At 42.0% G+C, this 20,861-nt stretch carries 19 protein-coding genes; 2 read left to right on the top strand and 17 right to left on the bottom strand.

The genetic code is table 11. The features are described from left to right. Positions 1-209: 209 nt before the first annotated feature. Complete coding sequence (locus U3A58_RS06435; protein WP_323822577.1) at positions 210-1,040, bottom strand: prohibitin family protein; 831 nt, start codon at positions 1,038-1,040, stop codon at positions 210-212. 377 nt (positions 1,041-1,417) lie between these two features. On the opposite strand from U3A58_RS06435, the gene U3A58_RS06440 reads away from it, so the two are divergent. After that, complete coding sequence (locus U3A58_RS06440; RefSeq protein WP_323822578.1) at positions 1,418-2,083, top strand: M48 family metalloprotease; 666 nt, start codon at positions 1,418-1,420, stop codon at positions 2,081-2,083. On the opposite strand, the gene U3A58_RS06445 is transcribed toward U3A58_RS06440, so the two are convergent. From U3A58_RS06445 to U3A58_RS06475, 7 genes are all read right to left on the bottom strand, one after another. Next, a complete protein-coding gene (locus U3A58_RS06445) occupies positions 2,067-3,587 on the bottom strand; it encodes a GH3 family acyl-acid amido synthetase (RefSeq protein ID WP_323822579.1) in 1,521 nt (506 codons plus the stop codon). The two genes, U3A58_RS06440 and U3A58_RS06445, sit on opposite strands and share 17 nt — an antisense overlap. Positions 3,588-3,818: 231 nt before the next feature. Beyond that, complete coding sequence (locus U3A58_RS06450) at positions 3,819-4,820, bottom strand: Gfo/Idh/MocA family protein (RefSeq protein WP_323822580.1); 1,002 nt, start codon at positions 4,818-4,820, stop codon at positions 3,819-3,821. Positions 4,821-4,895: 75 nt separating this feature from the next. Then, positions 4,896-6,014, bottom strand: a complete 1,119-nt coding sequence (locus U3A58_RS06455; protein WP_323822581.1) for an acyltransferase family protein — start codon at positions 6,012-6,014, stop codon at positions 4,896-4,898. A gap of 5 nt (positions 6,015-6,019) precedes the next feature. Continuing rightward, positions 6,020-7,357, bottom strand: a complete 1,338-nt coding sequence (locus U3A58_RS06460; protein WP_323822582.1) for a Gfo/Idh/MocA family protein — start codon at positions 7,355-7,357, stop codon at positions 6,020-6,022. Between the two features lie 36 nt (positions 7,358-7,393). Beyond that, positions 7,394-8,554, bottom strand: coding sequence for an N-acetylglucosamine-6-phosphate deacetylase (locus U3A58_RS06465; RefSeq protein WP_323822583.1), 1,161 nt, complete (start codon positions 8,552-8,554; stop codon positions 7,394-7,396). Next, the gene (locus tag U3A58_RS06470) at positions 8,536-9,864 is read right to left on the bottom strand and encodes a sugar MFS transporter (protein WP_323822584.1); all 1,329 of its coding nucleotides are present in this window, start codon (positions 9,862-9,864) and stop codon (positions 8,536-8,538) included. Before U3A58_RS06470 ends, U3A58_RS06465 begins: the two co-directional genes overlap by 19 nt. Before the next feature lie 101 nt (positions 9,865-9,965). After that, entirely contained in the window at positions 9,966-10,706 is a 741-nt protein-coding gene (locus U3A58_RS06475) for a glucosamine-6-phosphate deaminase (protein WP_323822585.1), read from the bottom strand. A gap of 578 nt (positions 10,707-11,284) precedes the next feature. On the opposite strand from U3A58_RS06475, the gene U3A58_RS06480 reads away from it, so the two are divergent. Then, on the top strand, positions 11,285-13,330 hold the full coding sequence (locus U3A58_RS06480) for a glutamine--tRNA ligase/YqeY domain fusion protein (RefSeq protein WP_323822586.1): 2,046 nt from the start codon (positions 11,285-11,287) through the stop codon (positions 13,328-13,330). A gap of 218 nt (positions 13,331-13,548) precedes the next feature. On the opposite strand, the gene U3A58_RS06485 is transcribed toward U3A58_RS06480, so the two are convergent. From U3A58_RS06485 to U3A58_RS06525, 9 genes are all read right to left on the bottom strand, one after another. Then, positions 13,549-15,648: a PQQ-dependent dehydrogenase, methanol/ethanol family gene (locus U3A58_RS06485; RefSeq protein ID WP_323822587.1), complete on the bottom strand. Its 2,100-nt coding sequence runs from the start codon at positions 15,646-15,648 to the stop codon at positions 13,549-13,551. Between the two features lie 110 nt (positions 15,649-15,758). Then, positions 15,759-16,760: a cytochrome c gene (locus U3A58_RS06490; RefSeq protein WP_323822588.1), complete on the bottom strand. Its 1,002-nt coding sequence runs from the start codon at positions 16,758-16,760 to the stop codon at positions 15,759-15,761. Positions 16,761-16,795: 35 nt separating this feature from the next. Further along, positions 16,796-17,047, bottom strand: coding sequence for an alcohol dehydrogenase catalytic domain-containing protein (locus U3A58_RS06495; RefSeq protein ID WP_323822589.1), 252 nt, complete (start codon positions 17,045-17,047; stop codon positions 16,796-16,798). Between the two features lie 64 nt (positions 17,048-17,111). After that, entirely contained in the window at positions 17,112-17,747 is a 636-nt protein-coding gene (locus U3A58_RS06500; protein ID WP_323822590.1) for a DUF2306 domain-containing protein, read from the bottom strand. 12 nt (positions 17,748-17,759) lie between these two features. Beyond that, positions 17,760-18,263: a nuclear transport factor 2 family protein gene (locus U3A58_RS06505; RefSeq protein WP_323822591.1), complete on the bottom strand. Its 504-nt coding sequence runs from the start codon at positions 18,261-18,263 to the stop codon at positions 17,760-17,762. Between the two features lie 28 nt (positions 18,264-18,291). Further along, positions 18,292-18,690 carry a RidA family protein gene (locus U3A58_RS06510; protein ID WP_323822592.1) on the bottom strand — a complete coding sequence of 133 codons (399 nt, stop codon included), beginning with the start codon at positions 18,688-18,690 and terminating at the stop codon, positions 18,292-18,294. Positions 18,691-18,782: 92 nt separating this feature from the next. Further along, entirely contained in the window at positions 18,783-19,049 is a 267-nt protein-coding gene (locus U3A58_RS06515; RefSeq protein WP_323822593.1) for a hypothetical protein, read from the bottom strand. A gap of 187 nt (positions 19,050-19,236) precedes the next feature. Then, positions 19,237-19,758 carry a YybH family protein gene (locus U3A58_RS06520; protein ID WP_323822594.1) on the bottom strand — a complete coding sequence of 174 codons (522 nt, stop codon included), beginning with the start codon at positions 19,756-19,758 and terminating at the stop codon, positions 19,237-19,239. Between the two features lie 62 nt (positions 19,759-19,820). Then, complete coding sequence (locus tag U3A58_RS06525) at positions 19,821-20,861, bottom strand: methyltransferase (protein ID WP_323822595.1); 1,041 nt, start codon at positions 20,859-20,861, stop codon at positions 19,821-19,823.

Consider the following 20,861-nt stretch of genomic DNA (forward strand, 5'->3'; position numbering starts at 1 on the left):
TTTCTCCCAATCTCCCATCTCTTATCCCCTCTTCGGCTTTACGGCAAAAAAACTCAACCCGCTCCAACAAATTCCAATTAAACGTTAATCACCTGATTCAGATATGATCATAAAAAAACTACCGACTGAGAACTGCCGGTAGTTTTGGATATGTAAACTTCTTTGCGCATTTCTTCGCGCCTCTTTGCGGTTATTGAACTTACACTTTCTTAATTCTTCCCAACTTCGCCTACTCCAATAAATGGAATCGCGCCGGCACCAGTCACCTCAGGCAAAATCCCGTTCCATTTCTCTATGGCTTTTAGGTTGGCTTCGATCTTTCTAAGCTCAATCAGATCAGGTGAAATATTCATCTTCTGTAGTCTTAGCGCTTCAGCTTCTGCCGTGGCAGCTGCGATGGTTTGCTCGGCTTCTACTCTTATCCGGTCCAGATCCCTTTTGGCCTTGAGTGCATTTTGCTCTGCGGTTTGCTTTGCTTCTATGGCATCTGTAAAAGTCTGAGAAAAGCTAAAATCCATTATAGAAAAGGCATCCACAGCGATGTTTGACTCAAGTAATCGAGCTTTTAGAGCTTCCTTCATTTCGGCACTCACTGCAGGTCTTTTGGTGATTAACTCTTCAGCTGTATATTTTGCAGATACAGCTTTCATTACTTCTTGAATGGCAGGATCAATGATACGCTCTTTGTATTGGACTCCGATTGTTTGATAGACCAAATATGCTTCATTTGGCATGACATGATAGTTAAGTGCTACTGACATAGCTACATCCTGAAGATCAGAAGATGAAGAAGCAGCGTCGGTCATAGCTTTTTGGATTTTTACGTCCATTAATATGACCGTTTGGACAACAGGTATTTTGAAGTGAATTCCTTCACGCAACACCTTGTTTTGAACAGCTCCGAAATTCTGAACAATACCGCGTTGCCCCGCTCCTACTTGAACCCATGGTTTGAAGATAAAAAGTACCACCACTAGAATACCTAACATGATCAAATATCTCAGGGGACCATTTTCCCAAACTTTCTTAATATCACTCATATTTTGATCAACCATAGTTATTACGTTTTGCCACAAACGTGAGGCTTCTTATACTTCATATCATTACATCCTAGTTTTTCATTCTTACACAAATCACAGGTCATAGTTTAGGTGAAAATTATAACAAATATCAAATCTCTATGTGGCTAATGTGGGCTATGTGGTAATAAAGAAAAACCGTTTCCATTCTCCCGCACCAGCTATGATTTCCAAAAGAATATTCTGCGCGGGAGGGAATTGGTTGGTTTTCATGCTTTTCTACAAAGTTGTCGCTCCTCTGGAGCTAATTTCGCCAATCTCCAATCTCTATTCTCCATTCTCCCAATCTCTATCCCCCAATCCCAATGCTGGTATGTTCTTTGTCTCTCAATACAGCAATGCAACACAAATTCAAAGTTATTGTGGGGGTATTGTTCCTCTCAGTTTTATTCGGTTTTTCGTTTATATCGACGCAAGCTCCTTCCTCTTCGGAGAAATCCCCAGCTTTTTCTGCTGGAATGAATGATAATATCAGAAAGGCCTTTCTGGAAGTATGGCAGCATTACACTTCACTGCATCGCTACGGGTTTGAAGTGGTACAAAAACACTTAACTTCCTCTACGATGCAGGCTAGGCCAGTGATTGATCTCAGCCAGATATTTGGTAGTAAGCGCGGGTATCAATTAAATGTGGCCGAAAAAGTCTTAGACTCTGGAGATCTTAACGTAGCCGATTTACCTGATGAAGTTTTAAGAGGATGGTTTGCACATGAATTGGGACATATTGTAGATTATGAAAACCATACAAATGCCGGAATGATCATATACGGTATACGCTATTCCCTTTCTGATCAGTTTAAACGTGAGCGTGAACATGAAGCTGATAGTATTGCTATCCGACATGGCTTTAGAGAGGAAATTATTGTGGCCAAAAAATACTTGTTAGAAAACGACTTTATTTCCCCAGAATATCAGAGTCAGATCAAGAAATTCTACATGTCTGTACGTGGAGCGGAGCTTTGCCCTGATGGAATAGTGCCAGTACTTCCTAAGGTTGAGATATAAACTCTAAAAGCGAATTCATTTTTTCTTCCTTCATAACTTTGGGCGTTTTTGTCTGCCCTCCTTTTTTATTTGTTAGGGCTAGAAAAGCTGTGTACTGCTCTTTAGAGATGACTTTAACTGAAATATTTTTAAGCGCTTTCGATCGGGCAACTGCGTAGTTCTTATTCGCTGACTTGAGTAGCTCATCTAGTTTCTCCGCTAAACTTGCAGATTCCACCTCTGAGACAAGCACCCACTGATGCATATAATCTCCTGCTTTATTTTTTACCGCCGCCACCATATACTCATTGATTGTAGTTCCATATACTTCAGCCAATTCTAAAATGGCCTTGTCCATCTTCTCCTCAGAGAGCTGAGAACCGACTACATTGAGGAAGAATTTGGTACGTCCGGTTATTTTAATCTGTGGTGGATTCAAACTTTCAAATCGTATCACATCACCAATAGCATAGCGCCAGGCACCTGCACTGGAGCTCAGCACGAGCACATATTCCTCCCCCATTGAGACCTCATTTATACTCAATACCGTCGACTTGCTGCCTAAGTCCCCAGATTCGCTTATCCCTCGCTCATCAAAGGGAATAAACTCAAAAAAATACCCATGGTTCAAGGCCAATTTCATGGCCATGGTGCCTGGGGTACTGGTATAGGCAATAAAACCTTCTGAGGCTAGGTAGGTATCTAATATCGTAATTGGTGTTTTGCAAAGCGCTTCGAAATCCTCACGGTAAGTTTCAAAGGCAACCCCACCGGAAGCATAAACCTGGAAGTTCGGCCAGATTTCATGAATATCATTCAATTGATGTCGCTCTATAATCTGCTGAAGCATAAGAAGAACCCAGGAAGGAATCCCGGCTATGGCTCCGATATTCCACTGAGGTGCCTGCTCTGCGATGGCAGCCACACGCTCATCCCAGTCACTGATACCAGCAATTTCCTTTCCCGGTCTGTAGAAAATGTCGTACCAATCGGGGAAATTGCTCACATTGATACCTGAGATCTCTCCTTCTTTAAAGCCTTGCTTGTTTTTTTCTAAACTGGCAGAACTACTCAGCATTAACACTTCAGACTCAAACAAAGATTCGGGGAAATCGAACTCATGAAGTGCATTGATCAGGGAGGTACCTACCGATTGCATGGATTCCATGAACTCCTTCGTAATTGGAATTCGCTTACTGTTTTTGCCTGTGGTACCACTGCTTCTGGCAAAGAAATCCGGTCTGCCTGGCCAAGTAATATCCTTCAGGCGCTCCTGCCTTGACCACCACTGCTCATGCATTTGTTCGTAGTTAAATATCGGAACCTCCTTTCTATAGGATGAAATCAGATCAGTAGATTTTAAAATCTCTTCAAAACCATGGTATTTTCCAAAAGCCGTACTTCTAGCTTGACTTAAAAGTTCTCTTAGCTGATTTTCTTGCGCATGTTGCGGGCTGTCTTCTTCTGATTGGAGTTTTGCATTCAGGTCTAATCCGGCTTTTACAAGCTTTCCTATGATGGCCATATTTGTTCTTTTTTGCTGTCTAAATGAACAAAGGCCATGCCTTAAGGGGACGATAGAAGTCGTATTTGTAATTCATATGAGATTTACGAAGTACGATTTACGGCATTTTTGATATGGGATGACTTGTTCTGATCCTCATTGGATTCAATTTACTTCGTAATTCAATGTTCTTCATTCGACATTCAACATTCTCTTAATCTCCAATCTCCCAATCTCCATTCTCTCCTAATCTTACATCACAGAACTCATCCCAACTGCTTCTCCACCCCTTCTTTTGCTTTCATCGGCAGCTTCCATAAAGGCATAGATCTCTAAAGTCTCCGCCGGATCCACAGGTGATACGCCTGATTTAAAGAATTCACCTATTTTTGCAGCCAAGGGTTCATAGCCCTCATATTTCCCCAAAACCAGATTCCCCTCAGAACCAAATGCAGTTCCTCCGTATTCATGTTTACCTGTTCTCGTCCCTCTAAAAGTCCCTATTCTCCCATCTTTCCATATCCCGGTTACCAAATCGCTGTCCGGAGTATGCGTTCGGCTTACAGATTCGCATCCAGGTCCCATTACCGTAAAAAGGATTTCCACACCGTGGATTCCGTACCAAAATAAATCCGGATGTCCAGCTTCTATGGTGGCTGGGCTGAATGCATCACAACCGAGAACCTTTCCGATTTTTCCCTCATGGCGTACAGCTTGTGCATTGCTCATGTATCTCAGTGAGGAGGCGGAGAAAATTGGCACTTTATTATTTGCAGCTTCCTGATAGATCAATTGGGTATCAGCAAAACTCGATGCCACAGGTTTATCTATGAAAAAAGGCTTTTTTGCCTGAATTACCTTTCTAGCCTGAGCTAGTCTTGGCTTTCCGTCATTGGTCTCCAAAAGCACCACATCGACTTTTTCGAGTAAAGCTTCAATAGAATCAGTGATCTCTACTCCCATTTGTTTGACTTGCTTAATGTAATCCGGGATCCTATCCATAGAGGATTTGATATCCTTACTACCATATGGATAAGCCGCGGTCACTTTGAAGCCAGCCAGTTCCGGTCTTGGATTTTCTGCGTTGAAAAGCTTGGTAAATGCCGGGGAATGCGAAGTATCCAGTCCTATAATTCCAATTTTAATTGGATCTGCTATAGTTTTTGCAAAAAGAGAAAAGGGCAAGGTACTAAGACTTGCGGCTGTTGCCAATGCGCTTGATTTTTTGATAAAAGATCTTCTACTATTTTTCATATAACTCTTTGAATTGTGTTGATTAAACTGGTTTTGGACTCAAACTAGCATCGGAACTGAAACCCGATAATGCGGCTACACTTTAAAGAAAATTTTCTTACGGTAAAGGAAATACAGAAACAGCCAAACCAAGAGCAATGCACCAAGGCTTTCCATAACTGGTTGCCAAGTTTCGCCTAAGGGTTGGTAAAGTCCTTCAAACAGCAATCTGGAGGTATATCTGAAATTGACAAAGCGGTAAATCAGGTAGATCGTCAAACTATTCATTCCAATCACTACAAAGAAGAAAGACCATTTTTTGAAGTTGAGGATATCGATAATCCAGTAAAACAAGCCGAGGAAAAGAAAGGACATTCCAGAAGTCAAAAGTATGAACGAACTTGTCCACAAGCGCTTGAAAATCGGGAAATGAAGGCTCCATACCAACGCAATGACAATACAAATCAAACTGGTAATCAGGATTTGCTTGAGTTTTTGGTATTGAGCAAGGCTATCCTTTTTCAGAATTTCCCCTCCAAAAGCTCCCAAAATCGTGAGACAGATTGCTGGGAAAGTTGTCAGGATTCCCAATTCATCGTATTGTCCTTGAAGTAACCTGCCAGGGAGGAAAGATCTATCAAACCATCCAACAAAATTCCCTTCAAAACTCAGGTCTCCAGCTCCAAAGCCTGGAACCGGAATCAAGAAAACAGCCGCATAATAGAGCAGCAAAATGGCTCCTACGACCACCAGACGTTTTTTCGAGTCAAAATTGAGGCAAAGCAGCGTAGTGATAAATCCAGCTATCCCGATTCTTCCAAGCACAGATCCCAACCGGATTTGTTCCCAGTCAAAGAAGGGAAAAGGCGCATTTTTAACCAGCAAACCAAATCCGATCAAAATGAGCATTCTGATAAAGGATTTTCTATAAATCTCTTTTTTAGAAATATGAAGCTCCTGTGCTTTGCTTAATGAAAAAGGAATAGATACTCCCGAAATAAAAAGAAAGAGTGGGAAGATAAAGTCATAAAAGGTAAAGCCAATCCACTCCGGATGCTCAAATTGGAGTGCTAATCCATTCAACCACCCCCAAGAGGTCTTTCCTTCAAGACTACTAAAAAAAGCATCCGCCCCGCATATCATTAACATATCAAAACCTCTCAATGCATCAATTGATACTAGACGTTTCGATTTGGTAGTTAGAGTTAAAGCCATTTGGATTAAAGTTTAGGTTCCCAACCATTTTCATAATCTCTTCCCCACAGTTTCATCGCTTTTTTATCATTTAAGATCCTTCCTGAACTCTGGTCAATCTCCAAAGCTCTTCCGGTTCGGTAGGAAATATTGCCCAAATGGCACAGCATGACACTTTTTACTATGTCCTGATACGGAGAAATCTGTTTCTCTCCTTTGGTAATGGCATTTGTGAAATTCGTGAAATGCGCAATATCCATATCAAAACCAGCGCCTCGCTGATCTACAACCGTATTGCTTGTAGGCTCAGCGCTTTTGATGAGTTTGTTTGCATTGTCATAGATTTTATAAGAATTGTCAAGTATTTCCATCGTTCCATTTTCCCCGTGAAAGGAAACCCCTGAACCCATGTCATTTATTCCTCTGCGATTGCAGCTTCTACCTTCCCAAAGAATGCTTTTGTTGTCTTCGAAATCAAATGAAGCAATCTGCGTATCAGGCGTCTGCCAATCGTCTTTGAAGTGATAGCGACCACCACTAGAATAGGCTTTTTTCGCATAGTCCACATTCAATCCCCAGCGCGCCAAATCCAGAAAGTGAACCCCATTATTGACGATTTCACCGGTGCCCCAGTTCCAGAACCAGTGCCAATTGTAGTGAATTAGATTGTCTTTGAAAGCTGCTCTAGGAGCCGGACCCTGCCAAAGTTCGAAGTCCAACCACTCAGGAACTGCGGTTTCTTTCCCAAAACCAATCGATTGGCGCGAATTGGTGTACCAGGCACGTGCGTAATACGCATTGCCGATTACTCCGCCGTGGAGTTCGGCTATGGCTTCCTGCACTCTTGGCCAGGACCTTCGCTGATTGCCCATTTGGACAATTTTCCCATATTCAGAAGTTGCCTTTGAGAGCAATTCCCCCTCTGCCGGATTATGACTTCCCGGTTTCTCTACATAGACATGCTTGCCGGCTTTCAAAGCCATCAAGGCCATCGGAGTATGCCAATGATCTGGCAATGCGATAGATATCGCATCTACATTTTTATCATCCAAAGCCCTTCTGAAATCAGAAATTCCTTGTGGAGTGTTCGTTACTCCGGATTTTTCTGCCAGTGCCAAACCATTGGTGACCGCTCGGGAATCGACATCGCAGATATATGAGATTTCTGCATTGGGAACTTTAGCAAATGCCTGAACATGTTGGGAACCTCGTCCATTCACTCCCATGATTGCCACGCGAACCTTGTCTTCAAGAGGATATCGGGACAAAATATTGAATGAATGCGCCGAACTCATCACGCCCAGCCCAAGACTTCCAGTAGCTACGGTTTTGATGAAATTTCTTCGTTTGACTTCCTTCTTCATAGGTGAGTGGTTTTTGGGTTAATGATTCGCGTATGATTAGGCGGAAAATACTTCCCTCCCATGTTTGATTGTTTTGAGTACTTCGAGCTCTCCATTTTTATGTTTTCTACACAGGATTAAATCGGCAATAGCGCCTTCTTTGAATAGGACATGACCTGGGTTTATTAGTTTTTCGGGACGGACAGAAGCCATTTCCCAAGCTTCTGTGAGAGAGGCAAGCTTATTTCTGATCAGGAAAGAAACTCCGCTACGGATATTGGAAGCTGATCCGGCGAGGATCGAAGGATTGGATTTGAGATGCAGCTTGCCTTCTGGAGTCAAGGTTACTTCTCCGCCAATGTGAAGTTTATAATCCCCTGCGGGCATTCCTGACAAGGAAACTGAATCGCTAACAAGCATGAGATTTTCTTTTTTCACTTTCTGAAAAACCTGAATCACTTCCGCAGGAAGATGAAATCCATCTGCAATAATTGAAGCTCCTAGATGATCTTGAGACAATTGTGACCAGAGGTAATTGGGATGGCGGGCTATGGTCGGATGCATCCCATTTCCAAGATGAGTTGACAAACTCGCTCCAGCATTGACAGCATCCAATATTTGCTGATGTGTAGCATTCGAATGACCGATAGAAACCAGAATCCCGTGTTCCACACATCTTGTGATAAAAGGAAGGGCATTATCCCATTCTGGTGAAAGGGTGATCATTTTAATCAAGTCTTTTGCTTCTAGCTGCCATTTTTGAACCATTCTCCAGTCTGGTGGAAGGATAAATTCTTTTGGATGCGCTCCTCTTGGGCCATCCATTGGAGAAATAAACGGGCCTTCTATATGTAGTCCTTCTATGCTCATTCTGGACAACGCATCGGATTTCCGAAGGGAAACAATCTGAAGAATTAATTGACTGATCTGCTCAGGGTCGTTGGTGATGATTGTCGGGAAATGTGTCGTTACACCTTCTTTATATAAAAGACTGGAAATGCCGGCTAGATTCATCGGATCTGACTGAATCTCATTGTAATCGATTCCTCCATATCCATTGACCTGAATATCTGTAAAGCCAGGCCCAAGGATCAGATTTGGTTCTAAAGAAGTTTGAGTTTCTGTGATGCTATCAAGGATTCCTTCAGAAAAAGAAATTTCTATAGATGATCCATCCCGGTATGAGTTGCCTTGGATTTTCATGATGATAAAGTCCATTTTCTGACTTTATGTCCATAAGCCGCATAATAAACCAGATAAAGATAACAAGGGAAAAGTACCCAATAAGCAAACCGGACATTGTACAAATCAGCTAGATATCCATAGATCAACGGCATAATTGCATTGCCACATAGCCCCATGATCATGATGGATGCTCCCAATTTGGTGAATCGGCCAAGTCCATCCAGCGCCAATGGCCAGATTCCTGCCCAGACCAATGAATTCGCCAAACCTAGCAGCACTACAAACCAGATGGAAACATCTGTAGTAATGCCAAAAACTGTAACATCACCGGAAGCGAATAAAATCAAGAGCGTGAAAGTCGTACCTAAAAGCGTACATATTCTTAAAATATTGACTTGGGAAATTACTTTTGGAATCAGTGAAATCCCAATCAGGTAACCGATAATGGTGAATGCAAGTGTAAAGGATGGAAAGACTTTGGCTTCCATCAATCCGATTCCATATGAGTTGGCATAGCCAATTACGGTATCGATGGCAATCACTTGGGTGCCCACATGTAGGAAAATAGCCAATGCTCCCAAAATCAAATGTGGGAATTGTAAGATGGAGGTTTTGCTGGAATTTGCTACTGCAAGCGCTTCACTTTCATGTTCGGTATCAATCTCAGGTAGTGGTGAAAAACGCACCAGTATCCCCAACCCCACCAGCACGGTTCCCACAACAGCATAAGGTGTGATTACCCGTTGGATCAACTCATCTAATACTGTGTTTTTCTCCAGCTCTCCCATGGTTTCCAGCTGCTGGAAAAGTTCGTTATCCCCTACTCTTAGTACTACCGCAGCAAAGATGATGGGAGCCAGAATTCCTGCGCCTTTATTAAAAATCCCCATGATACTGATCCTTTGAACTGCTTTATCTTTGGGACCCAAAATAGTTACGTATGGATTAGCGGCAGTTTGAAGTACTGCGAGGCCAGTTCCCAAGGTGAAAAGTCCCAGCAAAAATACTTCGTAGGTTCTTGTCATAGCCGCTGGAATAAAGATGTATGCTCCTACAGCCATGATGAAAAACCCAAACATCATCCCCTTTTTAAAACCGACTGCCTTGAGTAGGTAAGATGAGGGAATAGACATCACCAAATAGGAAATGTAAAAAGCGAAAGCAACCAGATAGGAATCAAAATTACTGAGTGTGAAAGCTATTTTGAAATAGGGAATCAGGATGGCATTGATCCAGGAAACGAATCCAAAGACAAAAAAAAGAATTCCGATGATTGCGATCGAGATCCAGGTATCCTTTTGACTTAATGACTCCGATTTTACGGCCATTTTTTTTGACGGCATAGCACTTTTGGGCTGATTATATTAAATGGGAATCTCAAAATGATCAATTGAGAATCTCTATAAATACAAAATATTTATTCAGTAATACAAGACTTTTCCGATCAATGCGCGGAAAGCAGTGACGAGGAACCTTCGTCTAAAAATAATTGGTAATTGGGGTGACTTTGAAGGATGGAAGCTGGGTGATCTGGGCTAATTGGACCTTCTATGCAATTTTTTATGGCTAATGCTTTTCGGCTATCTGGTACAGAGCAAATAATAGCGTTCGATTTCATGATTTGTCGAATAGACATGCTGATGGCCTGCTGAGGAACTGCCTCTAAATTGGGAAACCAGCCCTCACCAAATTGCTGCATTCGACATGCATGATCGAGATCGACCACGATATACGGTTGTTCCGTTTCAAAATCTGCCGGAGGATCATTGAAGGCTAGGTGTCCGTTTTCACCAATTCCCACAAATGCCACATCAATGGGATGTTTGCTGATCAATTCACCTAGGCGTGCACATTCTTCAGCTGGATCGACTTCCCCATTGATTAAAAAATAACCTTTCAATTGTGGTAAATGATTGAAGAAACGTTCCAGTAAATATTTTCTAAAACTTGCCGGATGAGTAATCGGTAAGCCTAAATATTCATCCAAATGGAATACAGTCACTTTGGTCCAATCTATGTCTTCTTCAGCAAGCAACTGATTTAAGGTCTCAAATTGGCTGGTGCCCGTAGCTAAGATTATATTGGCAAGGCCATGTTTTTGGATCGCTTCCCGGATTAAAGCTGCACCCTCTTTTGAGGCTTGTTCTCCCAATTCCAAGGGATTTTGGCAGATCGTTAAGGTCATATGATTAGTCTTTTCATGTGTATATAATTTGTTTTTTATAGGTCACATGGAATCTCGCATTACGGATAATCATCCCTCTGTTAATCGCGAACAACATGCTCGATTTCAAAAGTGATTTTTATGAGCTCTCAAATTATCAAAATAATTTTTAAAAAAGGCAGAAAGGCATCCTCTCCAATTCTCCAATTCTCTTTAATCTGATCCTCATTTTCAACTTTCGTTACTTTTGGAGTTCGTCTTTGGTAGGAAAATCCAATGACCAAAGGGAATTGATTTTGACAAGGCAATCTGTTTGTAATTAATTCTACTTACTGTGAGATCGCCGCGAATCGCTCGCGATGACGTATACTTCATCATTAAAAAAACCCTTCCTTATTCCAATACATAGGAAATCGCCAAATAGCCAATTTCATGTCCAGCAAGGAAATACGCCTCGTAAATCGTAATTCGTATATCGTAACTAAAATCAGATTGCTTCAATCTCATACTTCGCTTTCGCAATGACGTAACCCTAAATCAAGCATCCCCTAATTGCTTTTCAAGTCATTTGACTTAATTTTGATTTTCAATTTTGATCTATGACTGAAGAAACCGCATCACTTAATTTTATCGAACAAATCATTGCTGACGATTTGGCCGCAGGCTTTTCTCCGGACAAACTTCGTTTTCGTTTTCCTCCTGAGCCAAACGGCTATTTACATATAGGCCATGCAGCATCCATTTGCCTGAATTTTGGATTGGGTGAGCAGCATAATGCACCGGTCAATCTTCGTTTTGACGACACCAACCCCAGCAAAGAAGAACAAGAATTTGTTGACGCCATCAAAAATGACATCCACTGGTTAGGGTTTCAATGGGCTAAAGAATGTTATTCCTCCGACTATTTCCAGCAGATGTATGACTGGGCATTTCAGCTGATTAAAGAAGGAAAGGCTTATGTAGATGAACAATCTGCTGAGGCCATGGCAGAACAAAAAGGAACGCCTACTACTCCTGGAGTGCCTGGTCCCTACCGTGATCGATCCGTGCAAGAAAACCTGGATTTATTCGAGCGTATGAAGGAAGGAGAATTTGAGCAGGGAAGTTATGTACTCCGTGCCAAAATTGATATGGCTTCGCCAAACATGCTGATGCGTGATCCTCTTTTGTACAGAATCGTGAGAAAGGCTCACCACCGTACCGGAAATGACTGGTGCATCTATCCTATGTACGATTGGGCTCATGGTGAGTCGGATTACATCGAGCAGATTTCCCATTCCCTTTGTACCCTGGAGTTCAAAATGCACCGGGAATTATACGACTGGTTTCTCGATCAAATATATGATCCGGCTAAACTCAGACCGAAGCAGCGGGAATTTGCCCGTAGAAATCTCAGCTATACGGTGATGAGCAAGCGAAAGCTGCTGGAACTGGTACAGAGCAAAACAGTGACGGCTTGGGATGATCCCCGCATGCCCACCATCTCGGGTTTGAGAAGAAGAGGCTATACCCCTGAATCCATCCGTAAATTCTCTGATCTATCAGGGATTTCTAAGCGCGACAGCGTGACTGATGTTTCTTTATTGGAATATTGCATCCGGGAGGATTTAAATAAAACTGCTACCCGTGCGATGGCAGTTTTGGATCCTGTTAAATTGGTCATAACCAATTATCCGAAGGGAAAGACTGAACTTCTTTTCGCAGAAAACAATCCCGAAGATCCGAATTCGAGTACACATGAGTTACCGTTTTCTGGCGAACTCTACATAGAGCGAGAAGATTTCAAGGAGGAAGCTGGGAGCAAGTTCTTCCGGTTGACTTTGGGAAATGAGGTCCGTTTAAAAAGTGCATACATCATCAAAGGAGAATCTGTTGTAAAAGATGATTCTGGAAAAATTGTTGAAATCCACTGTACTGCAGACTTAGATTCAAGATCTGGAAGCGGAACGGAGGCTAGCACACGCAAAGTCAAAGGAACGCTTCACTGGGTTTCTATACAGCATGCCATCAAAGCGGAGGTTCGCGAGTATGACCGACTGTTCTTGGACGAAGCGCCAGACAGTCACGAAGACAAAAACTTTATGGAATTTGTCAATCCGGATTCCCTGAATGTGATCAAGGAAGCATATTTGGAGCCTTATTTGAAAGAGGCTACTAGGAATGATAAGTTTCAGTTTCAGCGTTTGGGTTACTTCACTTTGGATACTGATTCCACTGCTGAGAAGCTTGTCTTTAATAAGACGGTAGGTTTGCGCGATTCCTGGGCCAAACAACAGCCTACTCCGGCTGCTCAGAACAATCAGCAAGCTAAGCCTACAAATCAAAGCGGAGGACAACCTCAAGGCCAAAGATCTGCTTTGAATGAAATTCAGAAAATTGCCAAAAAATACACCAACCTTTCAGGTGATAAGCTCGCAGCCGCTAGGGCAGATATTGCAAAATTGGCTGAAGAGGTAAGCTATGAGGAACTAGCCCCTTTATTCAATACCGCGGCGAAGAAAGTAGGAACTCGAATCGGTGTGATGATAATCCTTGGTGTATTACTGAATAAAGGCAAATCGAGAAATCCCGAGATAGAAGCCTTTATTGCAGCTGGATTGGCTGATGAGAATGAGCTGTTGGTTAATGAGGCTAAAGGAATTTAAAGTTCAAAATTTATAAAGTTTATTGCTTTAGCCTACCACGTTGGTAAGTGATTGTTGTAAGTTGTAAGTATAGCTAGGTTTTGCAGAAACAATAGAAATCGCCCGTTGGATTAATTAACGGGCGATTTTTTTGGGATTGAATTCTTTAGAGCAATTTCAGGTGAGCTCGCAGTAAGATGATGAGAGCCCCACCTTCATTTTCATTTAAATCCCGGATTTCACTCAACTTCTATCGCTGCAAGGGTCTTTTCTGCTATAGACAGAATGTAATGTTTTACATCTTCTACATCCTGCTCAGACAAGCGATCCTTGAATTTAGGCATGCCCTTACCCAGATATTGACCATCCCAAACAATTAATTTGAAATTGTTGAAAGTCTCAGAAGTAGAGTACGCAAGGTTGGGAATCACCCCACTATCACTTAATTTGTGACAGTTATTGCAATAGCGGTCATAGACTAAATTTCCATTTTCTAACTCACTCTCTGATGCTTCAAAAGATTGTGAAATAAGTGTCGGTTCAGGTTTGTCTGGATAGATTGGCATCGATGCATTTTTCCCAAGTGCAAACGTGTAAATCGTGCCAGGATTTATTTGCTTGGTAAACTTTGACCATAAACCTAAAACACCACCCCAGCCCACTGCAATGGAAACATATTGAACATCATCAATCAAATAAGTGATTGGTGCGGCAATGATTCCTGTATTTAATTCTGTTTGCCAAACCTTCTCCCCAGTACTTGCATTATAGGCTACAAAATGACCTTCCGCTGTACCTTGAAAAACCAATTCGTTTGTAGTTAGAACACCTGCATTCCATGGAGAAGGCTGTTTCACCTGCCAAACCTCTTTTTTCTCAACTGGATCCCAGGCTATAAGTTTGCCAAACCATCCCGGTGCCAAAGAATCTTGGCGAACTGATTTTGTAGCATCATATCCTGTTCCTGTATTCCAAGATTTTGAATCATCTCGAAATTCCCAGTTTTTATCCTGACCATACATCATCGATGACTCCCGCGATGGAATGTATACTAATCTAGTTTTTGGATTAAATGCCATCGGTTGCCAGTTGTGTCCACCAACCGCTGAAGGAGCTATCAGAGCATTAATGTTGGCATAGCGACTGAAATCAGTTTCTATAGGGCGTCCAGAAGTGATATCAACTCCCTTGGCCCAATTGACATACGTGTAAGGGTCAGCTGAAATTAGTTTTCCATTAGTTCGGTCGATCACATAGAAAAATCCATTTTTCGGAGCTTGCATCAATACCTTCTTCATGCCTCCATTTATTTCAATATCAGCAAGAATGATATGTTGAGTTGCGGTGTAATCCCAAGAATCTCCGGGAGTAGTCTGATAATGCCAGACCAACTCACCGTTCTCAGGATTGATTGCAAGGATGGATGAAAGATATAAGTTATCCCCTCCTTCCGGTGATCTAATTTCTCTGTTCCATGGGGCTCCGTTACCTGTGCCGATGAATAACAATTTCAATTCAGGATCATAAGCCATTGCATCCCAAGCTGTTCCACCTCCGCCGTATTTCCACCATTCGCCTGTCCATGTTTTGGCAGCTTCTTCCATGGCATTGGATTCAAATGGCTTCGAAGGATCACCTGGAACGGTATAAAAACGCCACACTTGATTACCTGTTATGGCATCGTAAGCTGTAACATATCCCCGTACCCCATACTCCGCACCACCATTTCCAATAATTACCTTTCCCTCTACCACTCTGGGAGCACCGGTGATGGTATATGCTTTTGATTGATCGACGGTCATGACTTCCCAGGCTTTTTTTCCTGTAGCAGCATTTATTGAAATTAGTCTTCCGTCAAGTGCCCCAACAAAAATATGTCCTTTGTAAAGAGCAACTCCTCTATTGACTACATCGCAACAGGCTTTTTCTCCATTTTCTTTTGGAACTTCAGGATCAAAAGTCCATATCAATTCCCCTTTTCTAGCATCAATAGCGTACACGACACTCCAGGGGCCTGATATATACATGATTCCATCAACTACGATAGGTGTTGCCTCAATTCCCCTATTAGTCCCAAGATTGAGACTCCAAGCCAATCCTAAATCTTTGATATTACTCTTTGTAATTTGATTAAGTGAGCTATATCGATCTTCTGAATAATTTCTCCCATAAGTCAACCAGTCGCCAGGCCTTTCATCTGCATTCAGTAGCTGATTATCGTCGACCTGATCGGTTACGGATTTGATGTGATCTGTTGTTCCTGATTCATAAGTTTTGTCACAACTAATCAGCGCGAATAGAGAAAAAAAATGAATTAGCAATTTTGTTAGATTATTCATATTAAGATGTTCGTTAGATTGCTAATGCATAATGCGGGTTAAATCATTATTCAAATCCGATTCATACATTGAATATGTGGGTGAGTTCAAGGTCACTAAATGGAAACAGTCTATTTCTTAAACATCACTTCCCCGGCATCATAGTCAGCTGGCTCAAGACTTGTCAGATACAGGTATAGTGCTTCCAGATCCTCATCTGACATCCTTGAAAAAGGCCCCCAGTGCATTTGTGAGATATTAATCAGCCTTCCTTGTCGGAATCGTGCTTTCCATTCTTCCACAGTCTTGAATTTGGACAAAGCACTGTTGGGATGCGGGGTGATGTTGGGAGTTCTCATCCACATTTCAGGATCCCCGCCTACCGCCAAGGCAAATTCCGGCCAAGGTTCAAATTCCATTCCTCCGCCAAATTCAGGGCCTATAGCTTCAAAAGTCATCTGATCCCTATTGGTATGGCAACCCACACAGTTGGCCACATATCGAGCTAAATATTCTCCTCGTTGGATAGTTGCCTCCATTGGAGGAGCTTTGGGGAATGGATTGGGGTTTTCGATTGGCTTAAAGGATGCAGCCATCACTCGGACAGCCTTTCCCATAAAGGAATAGTCGTTTTCGGGAACGTCATTTTGGACAGGTGCCATACTTCTCAAATATGATACGACTGCTATTAGATCTTCATCTGCCATATCCCAAAAAGGCATGAGCACGGACAAAGTAGCCGTTCCATCTGGCTTCACTGCATGCCGCATCATTCTGAAGACTTCATTGTCAGAGTATCTTCCTATACCGGTGGCTGGGTCAGGAGTTAAATTTTTCGGGTAAATTGTTCCTATTGGACCCAAAGGGAATTCTGCCCCTCCTTTTAATGGAATATTTTCTCCAGCATCAGCGGATATCATTTCCGCGACACTGCCCACATGACAATTAGAACAATGAGCAGGTCCATGAACCAGATACCTGCCTCGCGCGATTACTGTGGAGTCAGTGCTTACCTGTAAGTCAGGATAGGGAATATCATATTTTTTATCCCAATTCAGTTGGACATAAACAACTATTCCTCCAATCGCTAAGATTAGGAGGCTAACAATTCCGAGCATTATTTTCTTGAGCATATCGTTTTTTTATTTAGTGGTATGTTTTGGAAATTTTAATTCATTTCAAGCTGATTTTTTAAAATAATTCGAAACCTTGCCTTCACCTCACCAATAATCTCGTGGCCGGGGACAATGGGATAGGCCGTCATTCCCCAATCGTTGTTCATCATACTGAGATCCGAGTGGCAAATTCCGCAGTTGATCACCCGGATCTCGACTTGTTCAGAACTTAATTCTCCCATTTCGTAAGAAAATGGTTTTAATTTTTCGTACGGACCATAGGATGCATATGCGGATACTTTCATATTTTTTTCTTGAATTTAAAACGTTACTAAATGAAAATCAACTAGTTGAATCGATATTCTATTTTCAATATTTCTTATTCCATTGTAAAATGATCTCAGTGAAAAAAAGCGGGATAACCCAGGAAATCCAGATCAAATTGGGTCCTACTATTGTGAAATTTCCAAATTCATGGATCCATGCCATTCCATTAAGCCAGCGGAACAGCACAAAGGCAAAAGTGACCACATAGCTTCGGATCATCCATTCTTTGTGGAGGTTGACCCGCTTCAGCAGGATAAATCGTAAGGCCATTCCAGAAGTTAAAAACCAAGCCATTGCTAAGACAAATAAGGAAACAGCCCATGATAAATGGATGGCAATCCCTGTGGTCAAAGCAAGCATTACCGAACTGATGGTTCCGACCAAAATTCCTGTCAGGTAAAGTCTACCCATCCATCGATGAATCTTCAAATACTTGTTTCGGAACCCCGCCCAAAACTGAAAGGGACCTAATATCAAGGCAAGTAATCCTCCGGAAATATGCCCGATCAGAGGCCACTTCATTCCCCAATATCTGCCAAAAACTTCCTGATCAAATCCGAAATAAGGCAAGGCATCATTTAGTACAAATTTTCCAGCAAAGAGGATCAGGAAAGCCCAAGCCAATAGCATCAGCCAGGCTTTAGGTTTATAGGGGACTAGGGTGAGGGTTTTGGCCATAGGTTAGTTGATTTACTTAGCCATCGCCTCATGCAATTTTTTGGTGTCTACATACTGTTGAAAAGACACGACTTTTCCGTCTTTTAGTGACCACAGATGAGCCGCTTGTGCATCATAAGCCTTGCCATTCTTGAATTTGGCATCATAGCGTAATGTTGCCAATACTTTGCCATTGGACATTTCGTGAAGGACAATATCCTTCAGATTAAAATACTCGTGATCAGCACCTAGTCGGCCAAAAACGCCATTTAGTACTGCATCTGGACCTATATAAGGATTACCATCGGCATAGAAGTTTCCTTCTGCTTCATTCCAGGCAATATTTGGATCCAAGCCTCCCAAAACAGTAGGAATATCGCCAACGGCAAAGGCTTTATAAAGTCCATCAACAATGGTTGTGTTTTTTTTTGATTCAGCAGAGCCACCAGATTTTTTGGCATTACTTTCCTGACTGATAGCTGGAATTGTTATGGAAAACAATGCAACGATGAACAGGTAATTTTTTAATGTATTCATAGTGTAATATTTAGTTTTAGGTGAAATGTTAATTTGATTTTTCTACTTCCAATTCGATTTCAATCAAAAATTCAGGCAAAGCCAAGCCTTTGACTTCTAGCCAGGTACCGGTCGGAAAATGTTTGGTGTAAATGGAATTGCGATATTCGGCATGTTCCAAAAATGTTGGCATATCTGTAGTAAATACATTCTCCACCACCACATCGTCAAATGTGCAGCCGTAGTGCTTCAACACCTTGTCCAGATCGGAATAGCAGTTTTTCATCTGTTGGAGAAAATCACCATTGGCTGTGGGGGCACCTTCATCATCCATGCTGACGGCGCCGGAGACTTTGATACTGTTTCCAATCTTGACGGCATGGGAATAGCCGTATGCTTTTTCAACCTCAGGTCTGAGGCAGAAGTATTCGGGTTTTTCTGAATTCATGTTTACGTGGTTAGGAATTTCAAACAAAAATTTTGGTGGAGCAGATGCTTGTTACCTTACTCCGCCCTTAACTCTAACTGCCCATATTATACTTACAATTTGATCTCTCTGGACATGGTAATTGGTTCCAGTACCGTATGGGAATCTTTAATATGCTGGATTTTTGGATCGTTGATAATTGCACCTAATTTTTCGATATCATCGGTATCGACTACAATCAAAATGGAGTTGGGATCATCAGCATCCTGAAAGGTTCGGAACCCATTGGATGCCGGAGCAAATATTCTTACTCTATCGACATGGCCCTTTAGCCAAGTATTGATATCCCCTACTTTGTGACGAAATATATAAGTTGCCATTGTTTTTGTTGTTTAATTAATGCCTACTCTACACGGTTTTCGGCTTGTCCGTTTCTTTCAATTTTATAAGCTTTTTCATTGAGAGAGAGAAAAGCTACCTCTCGGATATAACGACAAGAAGACATAGGAGGCACTTGGTAATACCTCCTTAGTTTTTTAAAAGGAAGAGATCTCTAACTCAAAGAGATTAATCCTCCTCCGCATCACTATTGCCGATATCTCTTACACAGAGATATTTGCCATCCCGCTTTTCCCAGATAGCCATATATTTCCCTGTGGAAATCACTTTTCCGGCAGCATCCATTCGAGTGGATTTACCAACTTCAGTGACGGTATTTTCATCCCCAAAAACATCCAATACCTCATAAGAAACAGTCCTTCCGGCAGGTCTGGATGCCATGGACTCCTCTATTTCCTGTTTAATAGCAGCTTTGCCCACTGCCATTGGAGTTCCACTTCCCATACTCACGGCATCGTCACTATAGAAAGCAAGTAAGGCAGCTACATCGCCCGCATTATCAGCGGCAGACCAGGCAGTTTCCAAGGCCTGAATTTCAGCTTTGATAGCAGCCATATCCGGTTCTGCCATTACCGGAGTGTCCATTTCTTCAGAGACAGTCGCTGTGTCTGGAGCTGGACTACATGCCACACTGAAAAGAGAAAGTGCGATACTGGCAGTCGCTAATTGGAAATAATTTTTCTGGGTCATTTTCATTGTTGTTAAGTGCCTACTCTGATCGGTTTTCAGCTTACCCGTTTCTTATAGAAAAATTACTTATAAGCAATTGCAGCACTTGTAGGCCCTACCAATGGAAGTAGATTTGTTGAGTTGAACCCAGCCATTTTTGCCCATTTATTAAAGTCAGTGAATGTATAATCGAAGCCTGTTCCTGTTTCAATCAGCATATTCAAACTCATCATCATCCCAAATACATTATGCTTGCGATCGTCATCAATAATATTTTCTATGACCACAAAAGCCCCTCCGGCCGGAAGGGCATCGTATGCTTTTTTAATCAGGGCAATTTTGGAATCTTCATCCCAGTCGTGTAGGATGTTGCCCATGACCACAAGGTCTGCAGGAGGCAATGAGCTGGTGAAGAAGTCTCCGCTCGCTGTTTTCACCCGGTCAGTCAACTGAAACTTTTGGATGGTCTCATTGGCGATAGCCTCAATGGGAGGTAAATCAAAAGTGACACAGCTTATATGCAGTTGATGTTTTGCCACCATAATGGAAAGCATTCCGGCAGAACCTCCTGCATCGGTCAAGGTTTGGTAGGATGAAAAATCAAACTTTTCCGCAAATGCGATAAACGCTCCCATCTGAACACCTGTCATGCCGTGCACAAAAACTTTCAGTTTATCCGGGTCGCTATAAATCGCTTCAAAAATATTCTCTCCTTTTTTAGCTTCATTTTGAGGCTGCCCTGTCAATAAACCTTCCTCAAGATTGTCCCAAAACCCAAACAAGCGCTCATTCATCATTTCGAGAATTCCGCCTATGTAGGAAGGTTTGTTTTTGTCTAAAAATACATCAGTATCTGTGCCGTTAGAATAATGGGCATTGTCAAGAAGACCCTCTCTGTTTAAAAACCCTAGTCCGGTTAAGGTATCCAAAAAGTCATAAACGTGCCTATCTGTGCACTGCAGTCCCAACTCACTTTTTAGCTCCCGGGCAGACATGGATTTCTTCTTGGCTAATTTTGTAAAGACTTCAAAGTGCACTGCTGTCAACAAAATTTTTGAAGGCCAAAAACCAGATCCAATTTTCATGATGGTTTCCGGCGAAGGGTTAATGTTTTGATTTTCCAT

This window comes from Algoriphagus persicinus (assembly GCF_035156415.1).
GTDB lineage: Bacteria > Bacteroidota > Bacteroidia > Cytophagales > Cyclobacteriaceae > Algoriphagus > Algoriphagus persicinus.

What these genes read in the sequence shown, in the direction of transcription:
- U3A58_RS06435 (WP_323822577.1), bottom strand. Translation starts at nt 1,040, where the DNA reads ATGAGTGATATTAAGAAAGTTTGGGAAAATGGTCCCCTGAGATATTTG.
- U3A58_RS06440 (WP_323822578.1), top strand. Translation starts at nt 1,418, where the DNA reads ATGCAACACAAATTCAAAGTTATTGTGGGGGTATTGTTCCTCTCAGTT.
- U3A58_RS06445 (WP_323822579.1), bottom strand. Translation starts at nt 3,587, where the DNA reads ATGGCCATCATAGGAAAGCTTGTAAAAGCCGGATTAGACCTGAATGCA.
- U3A58_RS06450 (WP_323822580.1), bottom strand. Translation starts at nt 4,820, where the DNA reads ATGAAAAATAGTAGAAGATCTTTTATCAAAAAATCAAGCGCATTGGCA.
- U3A58_RS06455 (WP_323822581.1), bottom strand. Translation starts at nt 6,014, where the DNA reads ATGGCTTTAACTCTAACTACCAAATCGAAACGTCTAGTATCAATTGAT.
- U3A58_RS06460 (WP_323822582.1), bottom strand. Translation starts at nt 7,357, where the DNA reads ATGAAGAAGGAAGTCAAACGAAGAAATTTCATCAAAACCGTAGCTACT.
- U3A58_RS06465 (WP_323822583.1), bottom strand. Translation starts at nt 8,554, where the DNA reads ATGGACTTTATCATCATGAAAATCCAAGGCAACTCATACCGGGATGGA.
- U3A58_RS06470 (WP_323822584.1), bottom strand. Translation starts at nt 9,864, where the DNA reads ATGCCGTCAAAAAAAATGGCCGTAAAATCGGAGTCATTAAGTCAAAAG.
- U3A58_RS06475 (WP_323822585.1), bottom strand. Translation starts at nt 10,706, where the DNA reads ATGACCTTAACGATCTGCCAAAATCCCTTGGAATTGGGAGAACAAGCC.
- U3A58_RS06480 (WP_323822586.1), top strand. Translation starts at nt 11,285, where the DNA reads ATGACTGAAGAAACCGCATCACTTAATTTTATCGAACAAATCATTGCT.
- U3A58_RS06485 (WP_323822587.1), bottom strand. Translation starts at nt 15,648, where the DNA reads ATGAATAATCTAACAAAATTGCTAATTCATTTTTTTTCTCTATTCGCG.
- U3A58_RS06490 (WP_323822588.1), bottom strand. Translation starts at nt 16,760, where the DNA reads ATGCTCAAGAAAATAATGCTCGGAATTGTTAGCCTCCTAATCTTAGCG.
- U3A58_RS06495 (WP_323822589.1), bottom strand. Translation starts at nt 17,047, where the DNA reads ATGAAAGTATCCGCATATGCATCCTATGGTCCGTACGAAAAATTAAAA.
- U3A58_RS06500 (WP_323822590.1), bottom strand. Translation starts at nt 17,747, where the DNA reads ATGGCCAAAACCCTCACCCTAGTCCCCTATAAACCTAAAGCCTGGCTG.
- U3A58_RS06505 (WP_323822591.1), bottom strand. Translation starts at nt 18,263, where the DNA reads ATGAATACATTAAAAAATTACCTGTTCATCGTTGCATTGTTTTCCATA.
- U3A58_RS06510 (WP_323822592.1), bottom strand. Translation starts at nt 18,690, where the DNA reads ATGAATTCAGAAAAACCCGAATACTTCTGCCTCAGACCTGAGGTTGAA.
- U3A58_RS06515 (WP_323822593.1), bottom strand. Translation starts at nt 19,049, where the DNA reads ATGGCAACTTATATATTTCGTCACAAAGTAGGGGATATCAATACTTGG.
- U3A58_RS06520 (WP_323822594.1), bottom strand. Translation starts at nt 19,758, where the DNA reads ATGACCCAGAAAAATTATTTCCAATTAGCGACTGCCAGTATCGCACTT.
- U3A58_RS06525 (WP_323822595.1), bottom strand. Translation starts at nt 20,861, where the DNA reads ATGGAAAATCAAAACATTAACCCTTCGCCGGAAACCATCATGAAAATT.